The sequence below is a fragment of the Martinezella sp. CNPSo 3957 genome (assembly GCF_057784395.1).
Map to the genome: position 1 here is coordinate 179,950 of NZ_JBXSOU010000008.1, position 19,687 is coordinate 199,636.

The 19,687-nt window shown below is 60.5% G+C and carries 19 protein-coding genes; 15 read left to right on the plus strand and 4 right to left on the minus strand.

Going from position 1 to position 19,687, the window contains the following annotated elements:
* Window positions 1-32 precede the first annotated feature (32 nt).
* From lpdA to AC13QE_RS19745, 6 genes are all read left to right on the plus strand, one after another.
* Window positions 33-1,478 (plus strand): dihydrolipoyl dehydrogenase, encoded by a 1,446-nt coding sequence (gene lpdA / locus AC13QE_RS19720; RefSeq protein WP_488484927.1) that lies wholly within the window; start codon window positions 33-35, stop codon window positions 1,476-1,478.
* Between the two features lie 55 nt (window positions 1,479-1,533).
* Window positions 1,534-1,788, plus strand: a complete 255-nt coding sequence (locus AC13QE_RS19725) for a GlsB/YeaQ/YmgE family stress response membrane protein (protein WP_488484928.1) — start codon at window positions 1,534-1,536, stop codon at window positions 1,786-1,788.
* A 70-nt stretch (window positions 1,789-1,858) separates the two neighbouring features.
* Window positions 1,859-2,107 carry a GlsB/YeaQ/YmgE family stress response membrane protein gene (locus AC13QE_RS19730; RefSeq protein WP_488484929.1) on the plus strand — a complete coding sequence of 83 codons (249 nt, stop codon included), beginning with the start codon at window positions 1,859-1,861 and terminating at the stop codon, window positions 2,105-2,107.
* 36 nt (window positions 2,108-2,143) lie between these two features.
* Window positions 2,144-3,115, plus strand: a complete 972-nt coding sequence (gene lipA / locus AC13QE_RS19735; RefSeq protein WP_132716520.1) for a lipoyl synthase — start codon at window positions 2,144-2,146, stop codon at window positions 3,113-3,115.
* 157 nt (window positions 3,116-3,272) lie between these two features.
* A complete protein-coding gene (locus AC13QE_RS19740; protein ID WP_488484930.1) occupies window positions 3,273-3,866 on the plus strand; it encodes a P-loop NTPase family protein in 594 nt (197 codons plus the stop codon).
* Window positions 3,867-3,875: 9 nt separating this feature from the next.
* Complete coding sequence (locus tag AC13QE_RS19745) at window positions 3,876-4,322, plus strand: type II toxin-antitoxin system RatA family toxin (RefSeq protein ID WP_132716523.1); 447 nt, start codon at window positions 3,876-3,878, stop codon at window positions 4,320-4,322.
* Window positions 4,323-4,334: 12 nt separating this feature from the next.
* Here the strand turns inward: AC13QE_RS19745 and AC13QE_RS19750 are convergent, their stop codons facing one another.
* Window positions 4,335-4,832 (minus strand): CinA family protein, encoded by a 498-nt coding sequence (locus AC13QE_RS19750; RefSeq protein ID WP_488484931.1) that lies wholly within the window; start codon window positions 4,830-4,832, stop codon window positions 4,335-4,337.
* On the minus strand, window positions 4,829-6,049 hold the full coding sequence (locus AC13QE_RS19755) for a bifunctional 2-C-methyl-D-erythritol 4-phosphate cytidylyltransferase/2-C-methyl-D-erythritol 2,4-cyclodiphosphate synthase (RefSeq protein ID WP_488484932.1): 1,221 nt from the start codon (window positions 6,047-6,049) through the stop codon (window positions 4,829-4,831). The genes AC13QE_RS19750 and AC13QE_RS19755 overlap by 4 nt, the downstream gene beginning before the upstream one ends.
* A 221-nt stretch (window positions 6,050-6,270) precedes the next feature.
* Here AC13QE_RS19755 and dusB point away from each other — a divergent pair, with 221 nt between their 5' ends.
* From dusB to hflX, 8 genes are all read left to right on the plus strand, one after another.
* On the plus strand, window positions 6,271-7,299 hold the full coding sequence (gene dusB, locus AC13QE_RS19760; RefSeq protein ID WP_488484933.1) for a tRNA dihydrouridine synthase DusB: 1,029 nt from the start codon (window positions 6,271-6,273) through the stop codon (window positions 7,297-7,299).
* The gene (locus AC13QE_RS19765) at window positions 7,296-8,453 is read left to right on the plus strand and encodes a two-component system sensor histidine kinase NtrB (protein WP_132716527.1); all 1,158 of its coding nucleotides are present in this window, start codon (window positions 7,296-7,298) and stop codon (window positions 8,451-8,453) included. The genes dusB and AC13QE_RS19765 overlap by 4 nt, the downstream gene beginning before the upstream one ends.
* On the plus strand, window positions 8,450-9,901 hold the full coding sequence (ntrC, locus tag AC13QE_RS19770) for a nitrogen regulation protein NR(I) (RefSeq protein WP_113240895.1): 1,452 nt from the start codon (window positions 8,450-8,452) through the stop codon (window positions 9,899-9,901). Before AC13QE_RS19765 ends, ntrC begins: the two co-directional genes overlap by 4 nt.
* Window positions 9,902-10,184: 283 nt before the next feature.
* Entirely contained in the window at window positions 10,185-12,458 is a 2,274-nt protein-coding gene (locus AC13QE_RS19775) for a sensor histidine kinase NtrY-like (RefSeq protein WP_112338342.1), read from the plus strand.
* Window positions 12,448-13,812 (plus strand): nitrogen assimilation response regulator NtrX, encoded by a 1,365-nt coding sequence (gene ntrX / locus AC13QE_RS19780; protein WP_132716528.1) that lies wholly within the window; start codon window positions 12,448-12,450, stop codon window positions 13,810-13,812. The genes AC13QE_RS19775 and ntrX overlap by 11 nt, the downstream gene beginning before the upstream one ends.
* 49 nt (window positions 13,813-13,861) lie before the next feature.
* Complete coding sequence (locus AC13QE_RS19785; RefSeq protein ID WP_132716529.1) at window positions 13,862-14,725, plus strand: D-amino-acid transaminase; 864 nt, start codon at window positions 13,862-13,864, stop codon at window positions 14,723-14,725.
* A 107-nt stretch (window positions 14,726-14,832) separates the two neighbouring features.
* Window positions 14,833-15,075: an RNA chaperone Hfq gene (hfq, locus tag AC13QE_RS19790; protein ID WP_003539403.1), complete on the plus strand. Its 243-nt coding sequence runs from the start codon at window positions 14,833-14,835 to the stop codon at window positions 15,073-15,075.
* 78 nt (window positions 15,076-15,153) lie between these two features.
* The gene (gene hflX / locus AC13QE_RS19795; RefSeq protein WP_488484934.1) at window positions 15,154-16,488 is read left to right on the plus strand and encodes a GTPase HflX; all 1,335 of its coding nucleotides are present in this window, start codon (window positions 15,154-15,156) and stop codon (window positions 16,486-16,488) included.
* A gap of 6 nt (window positions 16,489-16,494) precedes the next feature.
* On the opposite strand, the gene mazG is transcribed toward hflX, so the two are convergent.
* A complete protein-coding gene (gene mazG / locus AC13QE_RS19800) occupies window positions 16,495-17,343 on the minus strand; it encodes a nucleoside triphosphate pyrophosphohydrolase (RefSeq protein WP_488484935.1) in 849 nt (282 codons plus the stop codon).
* 22 nt (window positions 17,344-17,365) lie between these two features.
* A complete protein-coding gene (locus AC13QE_RS19805; RefSeq protein ID WP_488484936.1) occupies window positions 17,366-17,953 on the minus strand; it encodes a deaminase in 588 nt (195 codons plus the stop codon).
* Between the two features lie 295 nt (window positions 17,954-18,248).
* Between AC13QE_RS19805 and cysG the strand changes: the two genes are divergently transcribed.
* Window positions 18,249-19,685, plus strand: coding sequence for a siroheme synthase CysG (gene cysG, locus AC13QE_RS19810; protein WP_488484937.1), 1,437 nt, complete (start codon window positions 18,249-18,251; stop codon window positions 19,683-19,685).
* The last annotated feature ends 2 nt before the right edge of the window (window positions 19,686-19,687 follow it).

Genomic DNA, 19,687 nt, shown 5'->3' on the forward strand with positions numbered 1-19,687 from the left:
CGATCCGCCGCCAGCAATAAGGCAGGAAACACATGGCTGAGAATTACGACGTCATTATCATCGGCTCCGGTCCGGGCGGTTATGTCGCCGCCGTGCGCGCCGGCCAGCTTGGCCTGAAGACCGCGATCGTCGAGCGCGAGCACCTGGGCGGCATCTGCCTCAACTGGGGCTGCATTCCCACCAAAGCGCTGCTCCGTTCGGCCGAAATTCTCGATCATTCCAACCATTTGAAGGATTACGGCCTCGTTCTCGAAGGCAAGGTAAGCGCGGATGTGAAGGCCGTGGTTGCCCGCTCGCGCGGTGTCTCCGCCCGCCTCAACCAAGGCGTCGGCTTCCTGATGAAGAAGAACAAGGTCGACGTCATCTGGGGCGAAGCCAAGATCACCAAGCCCGGCGAGATCGTTGTCGGCAAGTCGACCAAGCCGGTCGTCGAGCCGCAGCATCCGTTGCCGAAGAACGTCAAGGGCGAAGGCACCTACACCGCCAAGCACATCATCGTCGCGACCGGAGCCCGTCCGCGCGCGCTGCCAGGCATCGAGCCGGACGGCAAGCTGATCTGGACCTATTTCGAAGCGCTGAAGCCGGATTTCCTGCCGAAGTCGCTGCTCGTCATGGGTTCGGGCGCCATCGGCATTGAATTTGCAAGCTTCTATCACTCCATGGGCGTCGACGTTACCGTCGTCGAAGTCATGCCGACCATCATGCCGGTCGAAGACGCCGAAATCTCCGGCATTGCCCGCAAGCAACTGGAAAAGCGCGGCCTGAAGATCTTCACCAAGGCGAAGGTCACGAAGGTCGATAAGGCTGCCAACAGCATCACCGCCCATGTCGAAACCGAACGCGGCAAGGTGCAGCAGATCGTTGCCGACCGCATGATCTCGGCCGTCGGTGTCCAGGGCAATATCGAGAACCTCGGCCTCGAGGCGCTCGGCGTGAAGACCGACCGCGGTTGCGTCGTCATCGATGGCTACGGCAAGACCAACGTGCCGGGCATCTACGCGATCGGCGACGTTGCCGGTCCCCCGATGCTGGCGCACAAGGCCGAGCACGAGGGCGTCGTCTGCATCGAGAAGATCGCCGGCTTGCCGAATGTTCACCCGACCGACAAGAGCAAGGTGCCGGGCTGCACCTATTGCCAGCCGCAGGTTGCTTCCGTCGGCCTCACGGAAGCCAAGGCCAAGGAACTCGGCCGCGATATCCGCGTCGGCCGCTTCTCCTTCGTCGCCAACGGCAAGGCGATCGCGCTTGGCGAAGACCAGGGTCTCTGCAAGGTCATCTTCGACAAGAAGACCGGTGAGCTTCTGGGCGCACATATGGTTGGCGCCGAAGTCACCGAACTCATCCAGGGTTTCGTCGTCGCCATGAACCTGGAGACGACCGAAGAAGAGCTGATGCATACGATCTTCCCGCATCCGACCGTTTCGGAAACGATGAAGGAAGCCGTGCTGGATGCCTACGGCCGGGTGCTGAACGCTTGATAATTTCCTGCCATGCCCTTTATCCAGGGGGTGGAAAACAGGAAAGGAAATCAACATGTCTATAACGGCGGAAGGTTGGATCGTCTTTCTTCTCATCGGGCTGGTCGCAGGTTTCCTCGCGAGCCTGATCGTTGGAGGCGGCGGGCTCATCGGTTGCCTGGTGAGTGGTGTGATCGGGGCTTTCGTGGGTGGTTTCCTGTTCCGTTATTTCGGGATATCGCTCGGCATTGAAAATGCGCTTGTCGTGGAGATCGTTCATGCCACGGTCGGTGCGATCATCGTGGTGCTGTTGGCGAGATTGATCGTCTAGGGCATCATCGTTAAGACGCAACGCGACGCCCGGCAGGACTGTCCTGAAGGGCGCCCGAAAAGAGGGTTTGATGGAAAGCGTAGGTTGGCTGGGTCTGATCATCATCGGCGGTCTTGCGGGCTGGCTCGCGGGCAAGCTGATGGACGCACGCTATGGGGTCATCCTGAACATCATCCTCGGCATTGCCGGCTCGGTCGTGACTGCGGCGCTGATGGTGGCCCTGCATGTCGGCGTACCCGGCGGCCGGCTTGGCTTTTTCATCACCGGTTTCATCGGTGCATGCATTCTGATATTCCTCGCCAAATTCGCTCGGCGATGAAGGGCCGCATTTCAAGCGGCGGAAAGTAGACGTTTCATGGTCACCATTCTCGACACGATCAACCCGGACGCCAAGCGCGTGCGACACCCGGAGAAGGCGCATCGGCCGGACACGGAAGTCCTGCGCAAGCCGGACTGGATCCGCGTGAAGGCGCCGACATCGAAGGGCTACGCCGAAACCCGCTCGATCGTGAAGGAGCACAAGCTCGTCACAGTGTGCGAGGAAGCCGGCTGCCCGAATATCGGCGAGTGCTGGGACAAGAAGCACGCCACCTTCATGATCATGGGCGAGATCTGTACCCGCGCCTGCGCCTTCTGCAACGTCGCGACCGGCAAGCCGAACGCTCTCGACATGGCGGAGCCGGAAAACGTCGCCAAGGCCGTCAAGCAGATGGGCCTCAGCCACGTCGTCATCACCTCGGTCGACCGCGACGATCTGGAAGATGGCGGCGCCGAGCATTTCGAGAAAGTCATCTGGGCGATCCGCGCCGCTTCGCCCTCGACCACGATCGAAATCCTGACGCCGGACTTCCTGAAGAAGCCGGGCGCCCTGGAGCGCGTCGTCGCAGCCAAGCCCGACGTCTTCAATCACAATCTGGAAACCGTACCCGGCAATTATCTGACGGTTCGTCCCGGCGCGCGCTACTTCCACTCCGTCCGCCTGCTGCAGCGGGTCAAGGAACTGGACCCTACCATGTTCACCAAGTCGGGCATCATGGTCGGCCTCGGCGAGGAGCGAAACGAAGTGCTGCAGTTGATGGATGACCTGCGCACCGCCGATGTCGACTTCCTCACCATCGGCCAGTATCTGCAGCCGACGCGCAAGCATCATCAGGTGATGAGCTTCGTCACGCCGGAAGAGTTCAAGTCCTACGAAACCGTGGCTTACACCAAGGGCTTCCTTATGGTCGCTTCCAGCCCGCTGACGCGCTCGTCGCATCACGCCGGCGACGATTTCGAGCGTCTGCGCGCGGCTCGCGAGAAGAAGCTGCTGCTGGCTGCGGAATAAACGCACCAGGATTACATCTTGCCATTTGAACGAACCGCGGCGATTGTGCCGCGGTTTTTGTTCGCGCTGTCATTTGTTTGTCATTGACGCGGCCTACGGAACACGCCGCCGTTTGTTACCGGTTTCGGCGCTTTAGAATCGACTATGGAGCTGAACCGTGGAGCAGATTGTTGCGCCGCAGGCGCTTGTTCATGCCGTGGATATCACCGAAGCGGCCGATCATATCCGCAGGGCGAACCGAATCCTCGTCATGGGCTGCTCCGGCGGGGGCAAGTCGACGCTGTCGCAAAAGATTGCCGCCCGCTTCGGCCTTGCCTATGTCTCGATCGATCGCGACGTTTTGTGGCTGCCGGGTTGGGTTCAGCGCGATAGGGACGAGCAGCGTGCCATCATCGTTACCAAAGTTCAGGAGGAGCGATGGATCATGGACGGGACCAATCCCTCGACATTCGACATACGCCTGCAGCGTGCGGATTTCGTCATCTGGGTTCGAATGCCCCGGCTGTTATGCATTTGGGGCGCCGTTTCCCGTTGGATCAAATGGATGGGCCGCACGCGACCGGAAATGGCGCCAGGTTGCATCGAGAAGATCGATTGGGAGTTCCTGCGCTTCATCTGGACATTTGAAGAAAAATTCACGCCGCGGGTTCTTGCCGGTCTTGCCGAGCACGGCCCCGATGTGCCGGTTTTGCAGCTGAAATCCCGCGGCGAAATGCGTCAGCTTCTTGATCTTCTCGGCCGTCCTGCTTAATTGCGGCTCATGCCTCAGTTCGAAACTCATCGCCCCGTTCCGCATTCGCCCGACCAGATGTTCGACCTCGTCGCCGATGTGGAGCGCTATCCGGAATTCTTGCCGCTTTGCGAGGCGCTGACGATCCGCAGCCGCAAGGAGCGTGACGGTAAGAGCCTGCTCGTTGCCGATATGACCGTCGGGTATAAAGCCATCCGTGAGACGTTCACCACGCAAGTGCTCTTAAACAAGGCGGAGCGCGCGATCGACGTGAAATACATCGACGGCCCGTTCAAATATCTCGACAATCGCTGGCGTTTTGCGCCGCTGGAAAATGGCGGCTGCAGCATCGATTTCTTTATCGATTACGAGTTCAAGAGCCGCATCCTCGGCGCTTTGATGGGATCGATGTTCGATCGGGCCTTCCGCATGTTCACGGATGCCTTCGAGACGCGCGCGAACAAAATCTATGCTTGAAACCGCGCCCGGTTATTGAGCGAGCGTGACAAGCATCTCCAGCGCCGTTTTCAAAGTGGCGAGCCGAACCTTGTCGCGGCCGATATCGCCATAGCGCATTTCGTGATGGAGGAGCGCGCCGCTGCGAGCCTTGGCGGCGAGGTGGACGAGCCCGACCGGCTTTTCTGTCGAACCGCCCCCAGGGCCGGCGATACCGGTTACCGCTACGGCAAAATCAGCCCGAGAGCGGAAGAGGGCGCCGTGGACCATTTGCAGCGCCGTTTCCTTTGATACAGCGCCGAACTGCGCCAGCGTCTGCTCCTGAACGCCGAGCATCTCCATCTTGGCAGTGTTGGTGTAGGTGACGAAGCCGCGATCGACGACGGCGGATGAGCCGGGGACCTCCGTCAGCGCGCCGGCGATCAGTCCGCCGGTGCAGGATTCGGCCGTCGCGACCATCCAACCTCTAGCCGTAAAGTCGGTGACGATCTTTTGCGCAAGCGCGAGAATCTCCTCCGGGAAATGGGTCACGCCTTGCCTCCGCGATAAACGACGGTGGCGGTCGCGATGGCCGCTATGCCTTCGCGGCGGCCGACGAAGCCGATCTGCTCGTTCGTCGTTGCCTTGACCGAGCAGCGATCGATGCTGATGCCCAGAAACTCCGAAAGCCTGGCGCGCATGGTGTCGCGATGCGGCCCGACCTTCGGCGCCTCGGCGATCAGCGAGACATCGGCATTCATGATGGTGCCGCCGCGTTCGCGCACGATCTTTGCCGCATGCTCGATGAAGATGCGCGACGGCGCGCCCTTCCATTGCGGATCGGAAGGCGGGAAATGATCGCCGATATCGCCGGCGCCGCAGGTGGCGAGCAGCGCGTCCGTCAGAGCATGCAGGGCGACATCGGCGTCCGAATGCCCCTTCAGCTTCTGGTCGTGGGGAATGAAGACGCCGCAAAGGGTGACGCCATCGCCCGGCTCCAGCTGGTGTACGTCATAGCCGTTGCCGGTGCGTACATCAGGCAGCAGGCCGGCGCCGAGCTTTTCATCGGCCATGGCAATATCCTTTTTGATTGTCAGTTTTACGTTGTCGGCGCTGCCGATCACTAATGTCACCGGTAGGTTACACCATTCCGCGATTGCTGCATCGTCCGTGAAATCGGTTCTGCCATCGGCAGCGGCTTTTTCATGGGCGTCGAGAATATCGGCGAAACGGAAGGATTGCGGCGTCTGCGCGGCGTGCAACCCGGTGCGGGGAATCGTGTCGACGACTAGCCCATCGGCATTGCCGCGCTTCAGCGTGTCGGTGACGGGCATAGCTGGCAGCACGGCCGGCGCGCCGTCTGCAAGCGCTGCGGCGACACGATCGAGCAGATCATGGTCGAAGAAGGGGCGGACAGCATCGTGGATCATCACATGCGTGACGCCGCTGTCTTTCAAAGCGCGCAGCCCGGCAAGCACGGATTGCTGGCGAGTCGCCCCACCGAAGGCGATCTTGATCCCAGGCAGGCCTGAAGCCTGTTCCAGCGCCGCACGCAGCAGTTTCTCATCGTCGCGATGGATGACGGCGACGATTTTCGATGCCTGCGGCCATGTCACGAATCTTTCAAGCGTATGCGCAATAACCGCTCTGCCGCCGATCGGGCGATATTGCTTGGGGCCTTCTTCCGGAGAGCCCGCCCGTTCGCCGCGCCCGGCGGCCACGATGACGATTCCCACCGACAACGGTTGCTTTGAATGCATTTGCGTCATAAATCCCCGAAGATGAAAGGCTCCGTCTGCGGCATGGCTTTGAAAAGCGTAGAGCTTTCTTTTGAACAAGCACATGCTAAATAGATCGCCAAAACGGGACCCTGCTCAAGCAGGGTCTATCGCCTCAACTGAATATTTTCCAGCATCTGCCCAAAAAATATCGGGATTCGTCGAAACCCCTTGGCAAACTTTCAAAGCGTGTCTAAAAATAGTGCAGACGTATGGTGTGCCCGAAAGATAATCATTTGCTGTCTTCCAAGCTTGCAGCCCCATTTTCCATCGGTTCCGTATCCATCCGGAATCGTGTGATCCTGGCACCGATGTCGGGCGTAACCGATCTGCCTTTCCGGCAGCTTGCCTTGCGCTACGGCGCCGGTCTGGTCGTTACCGAGATGGTCGCAAGCCGTGAGCTTGTGCAGGATACGGCTGAATCCTGGGCGCGTCTGAGAAGCGCGGGGCTGAAGCCGCATATGGTGCAGCTTGCCGGCCGCGAGGCGCATTGGATGGCCGAGGCCGCAAAGATCGCCGCGGACAATGGCGCCGATATCATCGATATCAATATGGGCTGCCCCGCCAAGAAGGTGATTGGCGGCTATTCCGGCTCGGCACTGATGCGCGACCCGGACCATGCGCTGACATTGATCGAAGCGACAGTCCGTGCGGTGAACATTCCCGTCACGCTGAAGATGCGGTTGGGTTGGGACGAGAATTCCATCAATGCGCCTTATATCGCGCGCCGGGCCGAAGAGGCCGGCATCCAGCTCGTCACTATTCACGGTCGTACGCGCATGCAGTTCTATGAGGGCAGGGCGGATTGGGATGCCATCCGCGCCGTGCGCGATGCCGTCTCCATACCGCTTGTGGCGAATGGCGATGTCGAAACGGCAGAGGACGCGCAGGAAATTCTGCATCGCTCCGGCGCCGACGCTGTCATGATCGGCCGTGGTTGCCAGGGCCGTCCGTGGCATGCGGGCGTGATCGCCGGCCATCGCGAGCCAAATCGTCAGGAGATCGTCGAGATCGCTCTCGAACACTATCGCATGATGCTGGAATTCTACGGCGAAACAGTCGGCATTCGTCATGCCCGCAAGCATCTCGCCTGGTATCTCGATCGCTATGCGCCGGCAACGGCAGGTGCGGACAAGGCAAAAATCATGACGTCGAAAGAAAGCGGCGAGGTGGCTGCATCCTTCCGTGCCGCGCTGCAGGCCGGCGCCGATCTCGCCCAATGCGTTCAGGAGGCTGCATGACTTCGAAATCCAGCTCCGGCGCCGGTGATACCGCGGCCAACTCTGTCGCCATGGCGGTTCTCAACGCGATCCAGAATCCCGTCGTCATGGTCGACGAAGCGGGTCTCATCGCTTTTGCCAATTGGGAGGCAGAGGCCTTCTTCGGCGCCAGCGCATCGCATCTGTCGCGCTACAAGATTTCGAGCTTCATTCCCTTCGGCAGCCCTCTGCTGGCGCTGATTGACCAGGTGCGCGAGCGCCGCGCGCCGGTCAACGAATATCGCGTCGATCTGAGTTCGCCGCGCCTGGGACAGGACAAGCTGGTGGATATCTATGTTGCGCCGGTTTCCAGCGAGCCCGGCTCCGTGGTGGTCGTATTCCAGGAGCGCTCCATGGCCGATAAGATCGACCGGCAGCTGACGCATCGCGCCGCAGCTCGCTCGGTCACCGGTCTTGCCTCCATGTTGGCGCATGAGATCAAGAATCCGCTTTCGGGCATCCGCGGCGCCGCACAGCTTCTCGAACAGTCGGTCGAGGACGACGATCGCGCACTGACGCGCCTCATCTGCGACGAGACGGACCGTATCGTCTCGCTGGTCGACCGCATGGAGGTTTTCTCCGACGAGCGGCCGGTCGATCGCGTCCCCGTCAACATCCACTCGGTGCTTGATCATGTGAAGGCCGTCGCCAAGGCGGGCTTTGCCCGCAACATCAAGATCTCAGAGAATTACGACCCCTCGCTGCCGGCGGTCTTCGCGAACCGGGACCAGCTCGTGCAGGTGTTTCTCAATCTGGTGAAGAACGCCGCTGAAGCGGTAGGCGACCGTCAGGATGGCGAGATCATGCTGACGACGGCCTATCGTCCCGGCATCAGGCTCTCGGTCGCCGGCACGCGGGAGAAGATCTCGCTGCCGCTGGAATTCTGCGTCATCGACAATGGCCCGGGCGTGCCCGCCGATCTCGTGCCGCATCTCTTCGATCCGTTCATCACGACCAAGACGAACGGAACCGGCCTCGGCCTTGCGCTGGTCGCCAAGATCATCGGTGACCACGGCGGCATCGTCGAATGCGACAGCCAGAACCATCGCACCACTTTCCGTGTTTTGATGCCTGCCTCCAAGGGCATCACCTCAGAAGATGCCCCACTTCCGAACTCTACAGGGACTACTCGATGACAGCCACGATCCTTGTCGCCGATGACGATGCGGCCATCCGCACCGTGCTCAACCAGGCTTTGAGCCGCGCGGGTTACGACGTACGCATCACGTCGAACGCCGCCACGCTCTGGCGTTGGGTCTCCGCCGGCGAAGGCGACCTTGTCGTAACCGACGTCGTCATGCCCGATGAAAACGCATTCGACCTGTTGCCGCGCATCAAAAAGGCGAGGCCGGATCTGCCTGTTCTGGTCATGAGTGCGCAGAACACCTTCATGACGGCGATCAAGGCATCCGAGAAGGGCGCTTACGACTATCTCCCGAAGCCGTTCGACCTGACCGAGCTGATCGCGATCGTCGGCCGTGCCCTGTCCGAACCGAAGCGCAAGCCGGCAAAGCTCGACGACGACATGCAGGACGGCATGCCGCTTGTGGGGCGTTCGGCCGCGATGCAGGAAATCTATCGCGTGTTGGCGCGTCTGATGCAGACCGATCTCACGCTGATGATCACCGGCGAATCCGGTACCGGCAAGGAACTGGTGGCGCGTGCCCTGCATGACTACGGCAAGCGTCGTAACGGTCCCTTTGTGGCCATCAACATGGCCGCCATCCCGCGCGACCTGATCGAATCCGAACTGTTCGGCCACGAGAAGGGCGCCTTCACCGGTGCGCAAACCCGCTCGACCGGACGTTTCGAACAGGCCGAAGGCGGCACGCTGTTCCTCGACGAAATCGGCGATATGCCGATGGATGCGCAGACGCGTCTGCTGCGCGTGCTGCAGCAGGGCGAATATACCACCGTTGGCGGCCGCACCCCGATCCGCACCGATGTCCGCATCGTCGCCGCCACCAACAAGGATCTGAAGCAGGCCATCAATCAGGGCCTCTTCCGCGAGGATCTCTATTACCGCCTCAACGTCGTGCCGCTGCGCCTGCCGCCGCTGCGCGACCGCGCCGAGGACATCCCGGATCTCGTGCGTCATTTCATCCAGCAGGCCGAGAAGGAGGGGCTGGGTTCCAAGCGTTTCGATCAGGAAGCGCTCGAACTCATGAAGGCCTATCCCTGGCCCGGCAACGTCCGCGAGCTGGAAAATCTTATCCGCCGGCTAATGGCGCTTTATCCGCAGGATGTCATCACCAAGGAGATCATCGACGCGGAGCTGCGCGCCGACGTGCCCGACAGCCCGATCGAAAAAGGGCCGGTCCGCACCGGCTCCATGACCATCGCGCAGGCGGTGGAAGAGAATATGCGGACCTATTTCGCCAGTTTCGGCGAGAACCTGCCGCCCCCGGGTCTCTACGACCGCGTATTGACGGAGATGGAATATCCGCTGATTCTCGCCGCCCTGACCGCGACACGCGGTAATCAGATCAAGGCAGCCGATCTTTTGGGTCTGAACCGCAATACGCTGCGCAAAAAGATCAGAGAACTGGGTGTTTCGGTTTACAGAAGTTCCCGAACGGCTTGACAACGCGAGCCGATGCGTTGCATTTTCGCCACATTGCGTTGCTTAAAGGTCACGCAGTTGATTCGTCGTTTTTGCAGTGGCGATTCGTCTGGCCAGCTCTCCAAAAGGCAAGAGTTCGTCTGATTTTTCAGCTATTTGCAATGATGACCTGAAGTAAGGGTTTCGCTCCTTAGCGAAACCGGACGACAGTTCCCGCCTCTGCCTGTCACTCGCATGAAGGTCGTAATTGGCCGTGCATTTGACCAGGGCGCCGACCGTCGCTCGGGCGTGGAGATTGATGGGAATGATACAGGACGCGGTGTCGCCGGCGGCGAGCGACGAGACGGTTGTCAAGGTGACGGATCGTCGTGCTTCCTTTGCCCTACCTGGTCTGATCCTGGCCGGCGGCGCGCTTTTGTGCGCCATCGCGACCTTGCTGATGCTTCTCGGGCTGACGCCGGTTGCCCCGACCTCCTCGGTCGTTTTCACCTCCGTCGTTATCAACGGACTGTTCGTCCTGGGTCTGATCGCTCTGATCGCCCGCGAGGTAGCGCGCCTGATGAAGGCACGCAGCCGTGGCCGCGCGGCGGCCCGCCTGCATATCCGCATCGTCGTTCTGTTCTCGATCGTCGCGATCACACCGGCCATTCTCGTTGCCATCGTTGCCAGCCTGACGCTCAATGTCGGCCTGGATCGCTGGTTCGGCGTGCGCACGCAGCAGATCATCAGCTCCTCCCAGAACGTCGCGCAAGCCTATCTGATGGAGAATGCGAGCTATCTGCAGGGTCAGACCGTGTCGATGGCAAACGATCTGGAGCGTAACCGTTCGCTCTTCAATCTCGATCGCACCGGCTTTGCCGACTTGATGACCCGTCAGGCACGCGGGCGCGGCTTGCTGGGTGCATTTCTCGTGCGCCGCGACGGCAGCGCCATTGTCCAGGCCGAGATCAAGACCGAACGCCCGCTGCCGGCCATTCCAAAAGACGCGCTTGATTCTTCGGCCAACGGGCAACCGACTCTCATCCCGCCTGGCGTGACCAATCTTGTCGGCGCTGTCATCAAGCTCGATGAAATACCCGGCGCGTTTCTCTACACCGTTCGGGCGGTCGACCCGCGCGTCATGAATGCCATGCGGATGGTGGAGGACAATACGGTCGAGTACAAGGCGATGGAAGAAGGGCGCATGTCGCTCCAGATCGCTTTTGCCGTTCTTTATATCGGCTTTGCTCTCATCGTGCTTCTGGCGGCGATCTGGACCGCGATTGCGATCGCTGACCGCATCGTGCGGCCGATTCGCCTTCTTATCAGCGCCGCAGACAATGTCGCCTCGGGCAATATGAACGTGCTGGTGCCGGTACGCTCGGCTGACGGCGACGTCGGCAGCCTGTCGCGCACCTTCAACAAGATGATCTCGGAAATTCGCACGCAGCGCGATGAAATCCTTGAAGCGAAGGACGAGGTCGACGACCGCCGCCGCTTCATCGAAGCCGTGCTTTCGGGTGTGACGGCGGCCGTGATCGGTGTCGAGCACGATCGGCGCATCACCATCGTCAACACCTCGGCCGAAGACCTGCTGACGTTAAAGAGTGATGAGCTCATCGGCAAGAATCTGTCTGATATCTCACCAGAGGTCGATCAGGTCGTGACGGAAGCGACGACGCGCCATCGCAGCGATTTCCGCAAGCAGATCAGCCTTGTTCGCGGTGGCACTGTGCGAACGCTCAGCGTTCAGGTGACGCGTGAGGAATCGCGCGATGCCAATGAATCTTATGTCATCACCCTCGATGACATTACCGATCTTGTCATAGCGCAACGTTCGACCGCCTGGGCCGATGTCGCCCGCCGCATTGCCCATGAGATCAAGAACCCGCTGACGCCCATTCAGCTGTCGGCCGAGCGTATCCGCCGCCGTTTCGGCAAGAACATCGCCGATGCCGACCGCCCGGTCTTCGACCAGTGCACGGATACGATCATCCGGCAGGTAGGCGATATCGGCCGTATGGTAGACGAATTCTCCTCCTTCGCCCGCATGCCGAAGCCGACCATGGAGCCGACCGATCTCCGCGATATTCTGCGTGACGCCGTGTTCCTGCGCGAAATGGGCAATACGCATGTCCAGTTCGGGCGTGAGTTGGGCGACGAACGGCTCGAGGGCATGTTCGATGCGCGAATGCTCGGCCAGGCGTTCGGCAATCTCATCAAGAATGCGGTCGAGGCAATCGAAGGCGTACCGAGCGACCAGGCTCGCGAGCAGCCGAAGATCCTCGTGCGCTCGTCGCTCGATCCGGATCGCGATCGCTTCACTGTCGACGTCATCGACAATGGCCGCGGCCTGCCGGTGGAAAACCGGCACAGCATTCTCGAACCCTATATGACGATGCGCGAGAAGGGCACGGGCCTTGGCCTCGCCATCGTCAAGAAGATCATTGAAGACCATGGCGGGCAGATCGAACTCCACGACGCGCCAGCCGATTTCGACCAGGGCAGGGGGGCCATGATCCGCGTGCATCTGCCGCGCCGTGAGCAAGCCGCCGTCGCCCATACAGAAAATGACAAGGAAAGCGTCTATGGCATCTGATATTCTCGTAGTCGACGACGAGGAAGACATTCGCGAAATCGTTTCGGGAATTCTTTCGGATGAGGGGCACGAAACTCGCACTGCGCATGACAGCGATAGCGCTCTCGCCGCGATTTCCGATCGCGCGCCGCGGCTGATCTTCCTCGATATCTGGATGCAGGGCAGCAAGCTCGACGGTCTGGCGCTCCTGGATGAGATCAAGGCGCGCCATCCGGAGCTGCCCGTGGTTATGATTTCTGGTCATGGCAATATCGAAACGGCCGTGTCCGCCATCAAGCGCGGCGCTTTCGATTTCATCGAAAAGCCGTTCAAGGCCGATCGCCTCATCCTGATCGCCGAGCGCGCGTTGGAAAACTCCAAGCTGAAGCGTGAGGTCTCCGAGCTGAAGCGCCGCACGGGCGACGCCGTTGAATTGATCGGCACGTCGGTAGCCGTGTCGCAGCTGCGCCAGACCATCGACAAGGTATCGCCGACCAACAGCCGTATCATGATCTTCGGTCCATCGGGCTCCGGCAAGGAGCTTGTGGCCCGGATGATCCACAAGAAGTCGACCCGCTCCAATGGCCCCTTCGTGGCGCTGAATGCAGCGACGATCACGCCAGAGCGCATGGAGATAGCGCTGTTCGGCACCGAAGGTTCGCCGGGGCAGGCGCGCAAGATCGGCGCCTTGGAAGAGGCCCATCGCGGCATCCTCTATCTCGACGAAGTCGGTGAAATGCCGCGCGAGACGCAGAACAAGATCCTGCGGGTGCTCGTCGATCAGCAGTTCGAGCGTGTCGGCGGTTCCAAGCGGGTGAAGGTGGATGTGCGCATCATCTCGTCCACGGCCTACAATCTCGAGAGCCGCATTGCCGAGGGCCTGTTCCGCGAAGATCTCTATCACCGCCTAGCTGTCGTTCCTGTCCGCGTCCCGGCTCTTGCCGAGCGCCGCGAAGATATCCCCTTCCTCGTCGATCAGCTGATGCGCCAGATTTCGGAGCAGGCGGGCATCCGGCCGCGTCGCATCGGTGACGACGCCATGGCCGTGCTGCAGGCGCATGATTGGCCCGGCAACATCCGCCAGCTGCGCAATAATATCGAGCGGCTGATGATCCTGGCGCGCTCTGACGGCGCAGAAACGCCGATCACCGCGGAAATGCTGCCGACCGACCTCGGCGACATGCTGCCGAAGGTCTCCGCCAAGAATGATTATCACATCATGACATTGCCGCTGCGCGAAGCCCGCGAAATGTTCGAGCGCGATTATCTCATCGCTCAGATCAACCGGTTCGGCGGCAATATCTCGCGCACGGCGGAATTTGTCGGCATGGAACGCTCGGCACTCCATCGCAAGCTGAAGTCGTTGGGCGTCTGAACGGCCGTCCGACATTTCGAACATCACAGAATTCGGATCAGGGGCTTCTATGCCGAGAATAGCTTACGTCAACGGCCGCTATGTCAAGCACAGCGATGCCATGGTGCATATCGAGGACCGCGGCTATCAGTTCGCCGATGGCGTCTACGAGGTGTGCGAGGTTCGCCATGGTGTGATCGTCGACCTGACACGCCATCTCGATCGCCTCAACCGTTCGCTGAGCGAGCTGCGCATCGCCTGGCCGATGACGCGCCAGGCATTGGTTCTCGTGATTCGCGAGACGCTGCGCCGTAACCATGTCCGCAACGGCCTATTCTATCTGCAGGTGACGCGCGGCGTTGCTCGGCGCGATCACGTCTTCCCGCCGGCCGGCACGCCATCCTCGATCGTCGTCACCGCCAAGAGCACGGACCAGTCCGTGATCGCCAAGAAGAACGCCAATGGCATCAAGGCGATCACCGTCCGCGACAACCGCTGGGACCGCGTGGATATCAAGTCGGTCGGTCTGCTTCCGAACGCGATGGCCCGTCAGCAGGCTAAGGAGGCCGGCGCGCAGGAGGCGATCTACATCGATCACAACGGCATGGTGAAGGAAGGCGCGGCGACCAACGTCTGGATCGTCGATCACGACGGGAATCTCGTCACCCGCCCGGCCGAACACGGCATCCTGCGCGGCATCACCCGCACGACGCTGATGGACGTTGCAGCCAAGCTCGACGTGACGATCGTCGAGCGATTCTTCTCGGTAGAAGAGATGATGAAAGCCCGCGAAGTCTTCATCACGGCGGCGACAAGTATCTGTTTTCCGGTCGTTTCTATCGATGGAGAGACGATAGCGAACGGTCATCCGGGCAGCATGTCACAGAAAATTCGTGAAGCCTTTTTCGACGTTGCGGAAAAGACTGCGATTTGATACCAACATTCGCTGGGGGGAGAGAATGAGGGTATCTCCCGTCCGGGACCTCTGTATACCATGACATTCAACCGGCTCAGGTCGGCAAAAAAGAAAGAAGCGGCGCGATGGCGGAACGTTCTCAGAACTTGCAGGACTTGTTTCTCAATACTGTTCGCAAGCAAAAGATTTCACTCACAATTTTCTTGATTAACGGCGTGAAGCTCACAGGTGTCGTAACCTCATTCGACAATTTCTGCGTCCTGCTCCGCCGCGATGGCCATTCGCAGCTCGTCTACAAGCATGCGATCTCGACGATCATGCCGGGTCAGCCGATGCAGATGTTCGAGAGCGAAGAAGCCGCATCCTAACCGGGACTTGCCGTTATCACGACACGCGATACCAAAAATGATTCCCTCATCCCGGAGACCGTAAAACACCGGGATGACATGCGGGCTGTTGTCGTCGTGCCTGTGCTGAAACAGGCACGCGCGGCGCGTTCCGCTCAAGCCGACAATGCCATCTCCGTTTCACGCCCGCCCGAAAGCCGGCTGGAAGAGGCCAAGGGCCTCGCGCTCGCCATCGACCTTGATGTCGTCAACGGCTCCATCGTTCCGATCAACGACCCGCGGCCGGCAACGCTGCTCGGAACCGGCAAGATCGAGGAAATCCTCGCGCTCCTAGATGAGTTCAACGCCGGGCTCGTCATCGTCGATCATCCTCTGACGCCGGTACAGCAGCGCAATCTCGAGAAGGCATGGAACGCCAAGGTCATCGACCGTACCGGCCTCATTCTTGAAATCTTCGGCCGCCGCGCCTCCACCAAGGAAGGTACGCTGCAGGTCGAGCTTGCACATCTGAACTATCAGAAAGGCCGGCTGGTTCGAAGCTGGACCCACCTTGAACGCCAGCGCGGCGGTGCCGGCTTCATGGGCGGCCCGGGTGAAACCCAGATCGAAGCTGACCGTCGCATGCTGCAGGAACGGATCATCCGGCTGGAGCGCGAGCTGGAGCAGGTCGTTCGCACGCGCCAGCTCCATCGCGCCAAGCGAAAGAAGGTGCCGCATCCGATCGTGGCTCTGGTCGGCTATACCAATGCCGGCAAGTCGACGCTGTTCAACCGCATCACCGGCGCCGGCGTTCTGGCCGAAGACATGCTGTTTGCGACGCTCGACCCGACGCTGCGCCGCATGAAGCTGCCGCATGGCCGTACCGTCATCCTCTCCGACACAGTCGGCTTCATCTCCGACCTGCCGACTCACCTGGTGGCCGCCTTCCGGGCGACGCTGGAAGAGGTGCTGGAAGCCGACCTGGTCCTGCATGTCCGCGATCTCTCGGATGACGACAATCAGGCCCAGAGCGCTGACGTGATGCGCATTCTCGGCGATCTCGGCATTGGCGAGGCCGAAGGCGCCGAGCGCATCCTAGAGGTCTGGAACAAGATCGACCGCCTGGAGCCGGAAGCTCACGATGCCATCGTCCAGAAGGCGTCGACCGCGGAAAACGTCATTGCCGTCTCAGCGATAACAGGCGAGGGCGTTGAGCGTCTGATGAATGAAATCAGCCGGCGCCTTTCCGGCGTGCTGACGGAAACGACGATCACCTTGCCCGTCGAAAAGCTGGCGCTGCTGCCCTGGCTTTACAATCACGCCATCGTCGATAACCGCGAGGACAATGAGGACGGCACGGTGACGCTCGACGTGCGCTTGACCGAGGCTGAAGCGGCTGAGTTGGAGCGGCGCATGGGCAATGGCCCGAAGCCGCAACGCGAAGACTGGGAATAGGCGGGTTTACGCCGACTCGACGCCTGCCAGCTGTCGCTCGATGGCTTTTGCCGACTGCCAGATTTCTTCCATCCGCTCTAGCGAGGCGCCTTCCAGCGTCTCGCCTTTAGCCTCGAGCGTCGTTTCGATGTGATGGAAGCGGCGGCGGAATTTGGTGTTGGTGCCGCGCAACGCCTGTTCTGGATCGGCGTTCACATGCCGGCCGATATTGACGACAGCAAAGATTAGATCGCCGAGTTCGTCGCTGACCTTGGCCTTGTCGCCGCTTGCAAGCGCTGCCCGTAATTCGCCGATTTCCTCCTCGATCTTGTCGAGGATCGGCTCCGGCGCAGACCAATCGAAACCGACCTTGGCGGCGCGCTCCTGCAGTTTCAAGGCTTCGGTCAGGGCAGGGAAGGTCCGCTGCACTGAGCCCAGAAAACCGGCCTTGAAGTCTTCGGTGATGCCGCTCTTCGCCCGCCGCTCAGCCCGTTCCCGCTTCTCTTCGGCCTTGATCCGGTCCCATTGCAGCGTCACCGCATCCTCGGTCTTGGCATCGGAGACGGCAAAGACATGCGGATGGCGGCGGATCATCTTGCGGGTAATGGCATGCACGACATCGCCGAAGGAAAATGCTCCGGCCTCCTCGGCGATCCGCGCGTGGAAGACGACCTGCAGCAAGAGATCACCGAGCTCGTCGCAAAGATCGTCGTTATCCTTGCGCTCGATCGCATCCGCGACCTCATAGGCCTCCTCAATCGTGTAAGGCTTGATGGTTTCGAAGGTCTGGACGATGTCCCAAGGGCAGCCGCTCTCCGGGTTTCGCAGCGCCGCCATGATGTCGATCAGACGGGAAATGTCTCGCGATGCTTCCATCGTTGCCTCAAATTTTGCTCTGTCAGTTCAAAGGAATGTCGTTGTCGCTTTTCGACGCCTGGTAGTTCTCGGAGAGACCGGCATAGGCCTGCTTGATGCGTGCCGTCTGGTCCTTCAGCTCGGCCTTACGCGGATCGGCTTCGGTCTCCACAAGGTCGGAAATGGCAAAGCTGTTCCAGAATGCGTTTTGGCGGCGATAGCCCCCCGGCTCCAGGCCAAAGACTTCCTTCAGGATCTTGAGATCATGCGGGATTGCGAAAGCGTCCCGCGAATCTTCATGGCTGAAGAAGTAGTAGAAATTGTCGAAACCGGCCCAGGTGATCGCCGACATGCACATGGTGCAGGGCTCATGGGTCGACAGAAAGATCAAATCCTTGGTCGGGGGCTTCTCGCCGAGCTCGTAGAAGCGCTTCAGGGTGTGAACCTCGCCATGCCAAAGCGGGTTTTCCAATTCATTGTTGGTTTCCGCGATGACGAGCGAGAGATCGGACTTGCGCAGGATGGCCGCGCCGAAAACCTTGTTGCCGACAGCTACGCCTTTGCGGGTCAGGGGCAGAATGTCATGCTCGACGACGTTGAGAAGGCGTGCAGCGATGCTATTGTCAGACAAGGGTTTTCTCCAACGATTTTCGCTGCAGTCTATCGGGGTTGCAAATGCCGCGATATGCGTAAATAACTTAAAGACTGTGTTTGCCACAAGCAATAAAGCAGCTCGGCAACGGGGCCGAGTAATAAAAATCTATAGATTTTATAGGCTTATTGCAATCTGCTCGCCTGGTGAGTTTTGCTCAAATCCTTGTCATGTCGAGCAAAAGAATACGCGCACGCATGGGCATTAGAATTTCTGTTTCTTCAATCTCTTGGCAGCAGGGGCGATATTCGCAAAATCTCGAAGTGGAACCATGATGCCTCCCAGGACTGAACAGCTTTCAGTGTTTCCCGCTTTCTTCCGCGTGGAAGGAAGGGTAGCGGCTGTCTTCGGCAATGGCGACGAGGCCTTTGCCAAGGTGCGACTGCTTTTGAACACGCAGGCGAAAGTCGTTGCCTTTACGCCGGCGCCCGAGGCTGACTATCATGCTTTCCTCATCGCCAACCGCATCGAAACCGTACGTGGCGATTTTTCATCCGATCAGGTCAAGGGCGCGACGCTCGTCTTTGCTGCTACTGGCGATGCCGAGGCGGATCGCGCGATCGTCGATGCGGCTCGCGCCGAGCGAGTTCCGGCAAACGCCGTCGATCAGCCCGACTATTGCGATTTCTATACGCCGGCGCTGGTCAATCGCGCCCCAGTGGCCGTCGCCATCGGCACCGAGGGCGCCGGTCCTGTGCTGGCGCAGATGATCCGCGCGCAGATCGATCAGCTGCTGTCGCCGTCGCTCGGCAAGCTTGCGGAATTGGCGACGCGCTTCCGCAAGCCGGTCGAGCGCTTCGTGCCGCGTGGCGTTGCTCGCCGCATCTTCTGGCGGCAGTTCTTTTCCGGGCCGGTCGCCGATGCCGTCAATGCCGGCCATGTCGCGCAGGCGGAGCAGGTGGTCGATGAGCTGCTGCGGTCGTCCCGCGAAGTCGAGGGCCGTGTCTGGCTGGTCGGTGCTGGCCCGGGCGCCGAAGATCTGCTGACGCTGCGGGCGCAGCGCGTGATGATGGAGGCCGATGTCATCGTCTATGACGCGCTGGTGCCGCAGGCGATCGTCGATATGGGACGTCGCGACGCCGAGCGCCTGTCCGTCGGCAAGCGCAAGGGATGCCATAGCAAGTCGCAGGAAAAGATCAACGATCTGCTGGTGCAGCTTGGCCGCGAAGGCAAGCGTGTCGTGCGGCTGAAATCGGGCGATCCGCTGGTTTACGGCCGTGCCGGCGAGGAAATGGCGGCTCTGCGCGCCGCCGGTATCGGCTATGAGATTGTTCCCGGCATCACCTCGGCCTTTGCCGCCGCTGCCGATTTCGAATTGCCGCTGACGCTGCGTGGCGTCGCCTCGTCGCTGGTCTTTACAACCGGTCACGATCTCACGGGCGATGTGCTTCCCGATTGGGCGAGTTTGGCCGTATCCGGCGCCACGATTGCGGTGTATATGGGACGTACGGTTGCCGCTTCCGTCGCCGGCCGTCTGATGCAAGCCGGCCTACCGCCCGAGACGACCGTTGCCATCATCGAGAATGCTAGCCGGCGCGATCGCCGCCTGATGCACGGCATCCTGCGGGACCTGCCCGATCTCGAGCATCGCGATGAACTGGGCGGCCCGGTCATGGTCATTATCGGCGACGCCGTCGCCGGTGCGAATTTTGAACAATCCGAGCCGCTGGTCCGTCGCGAGGCCGCTGCTCAAGACTATGCAAGGAACTGATT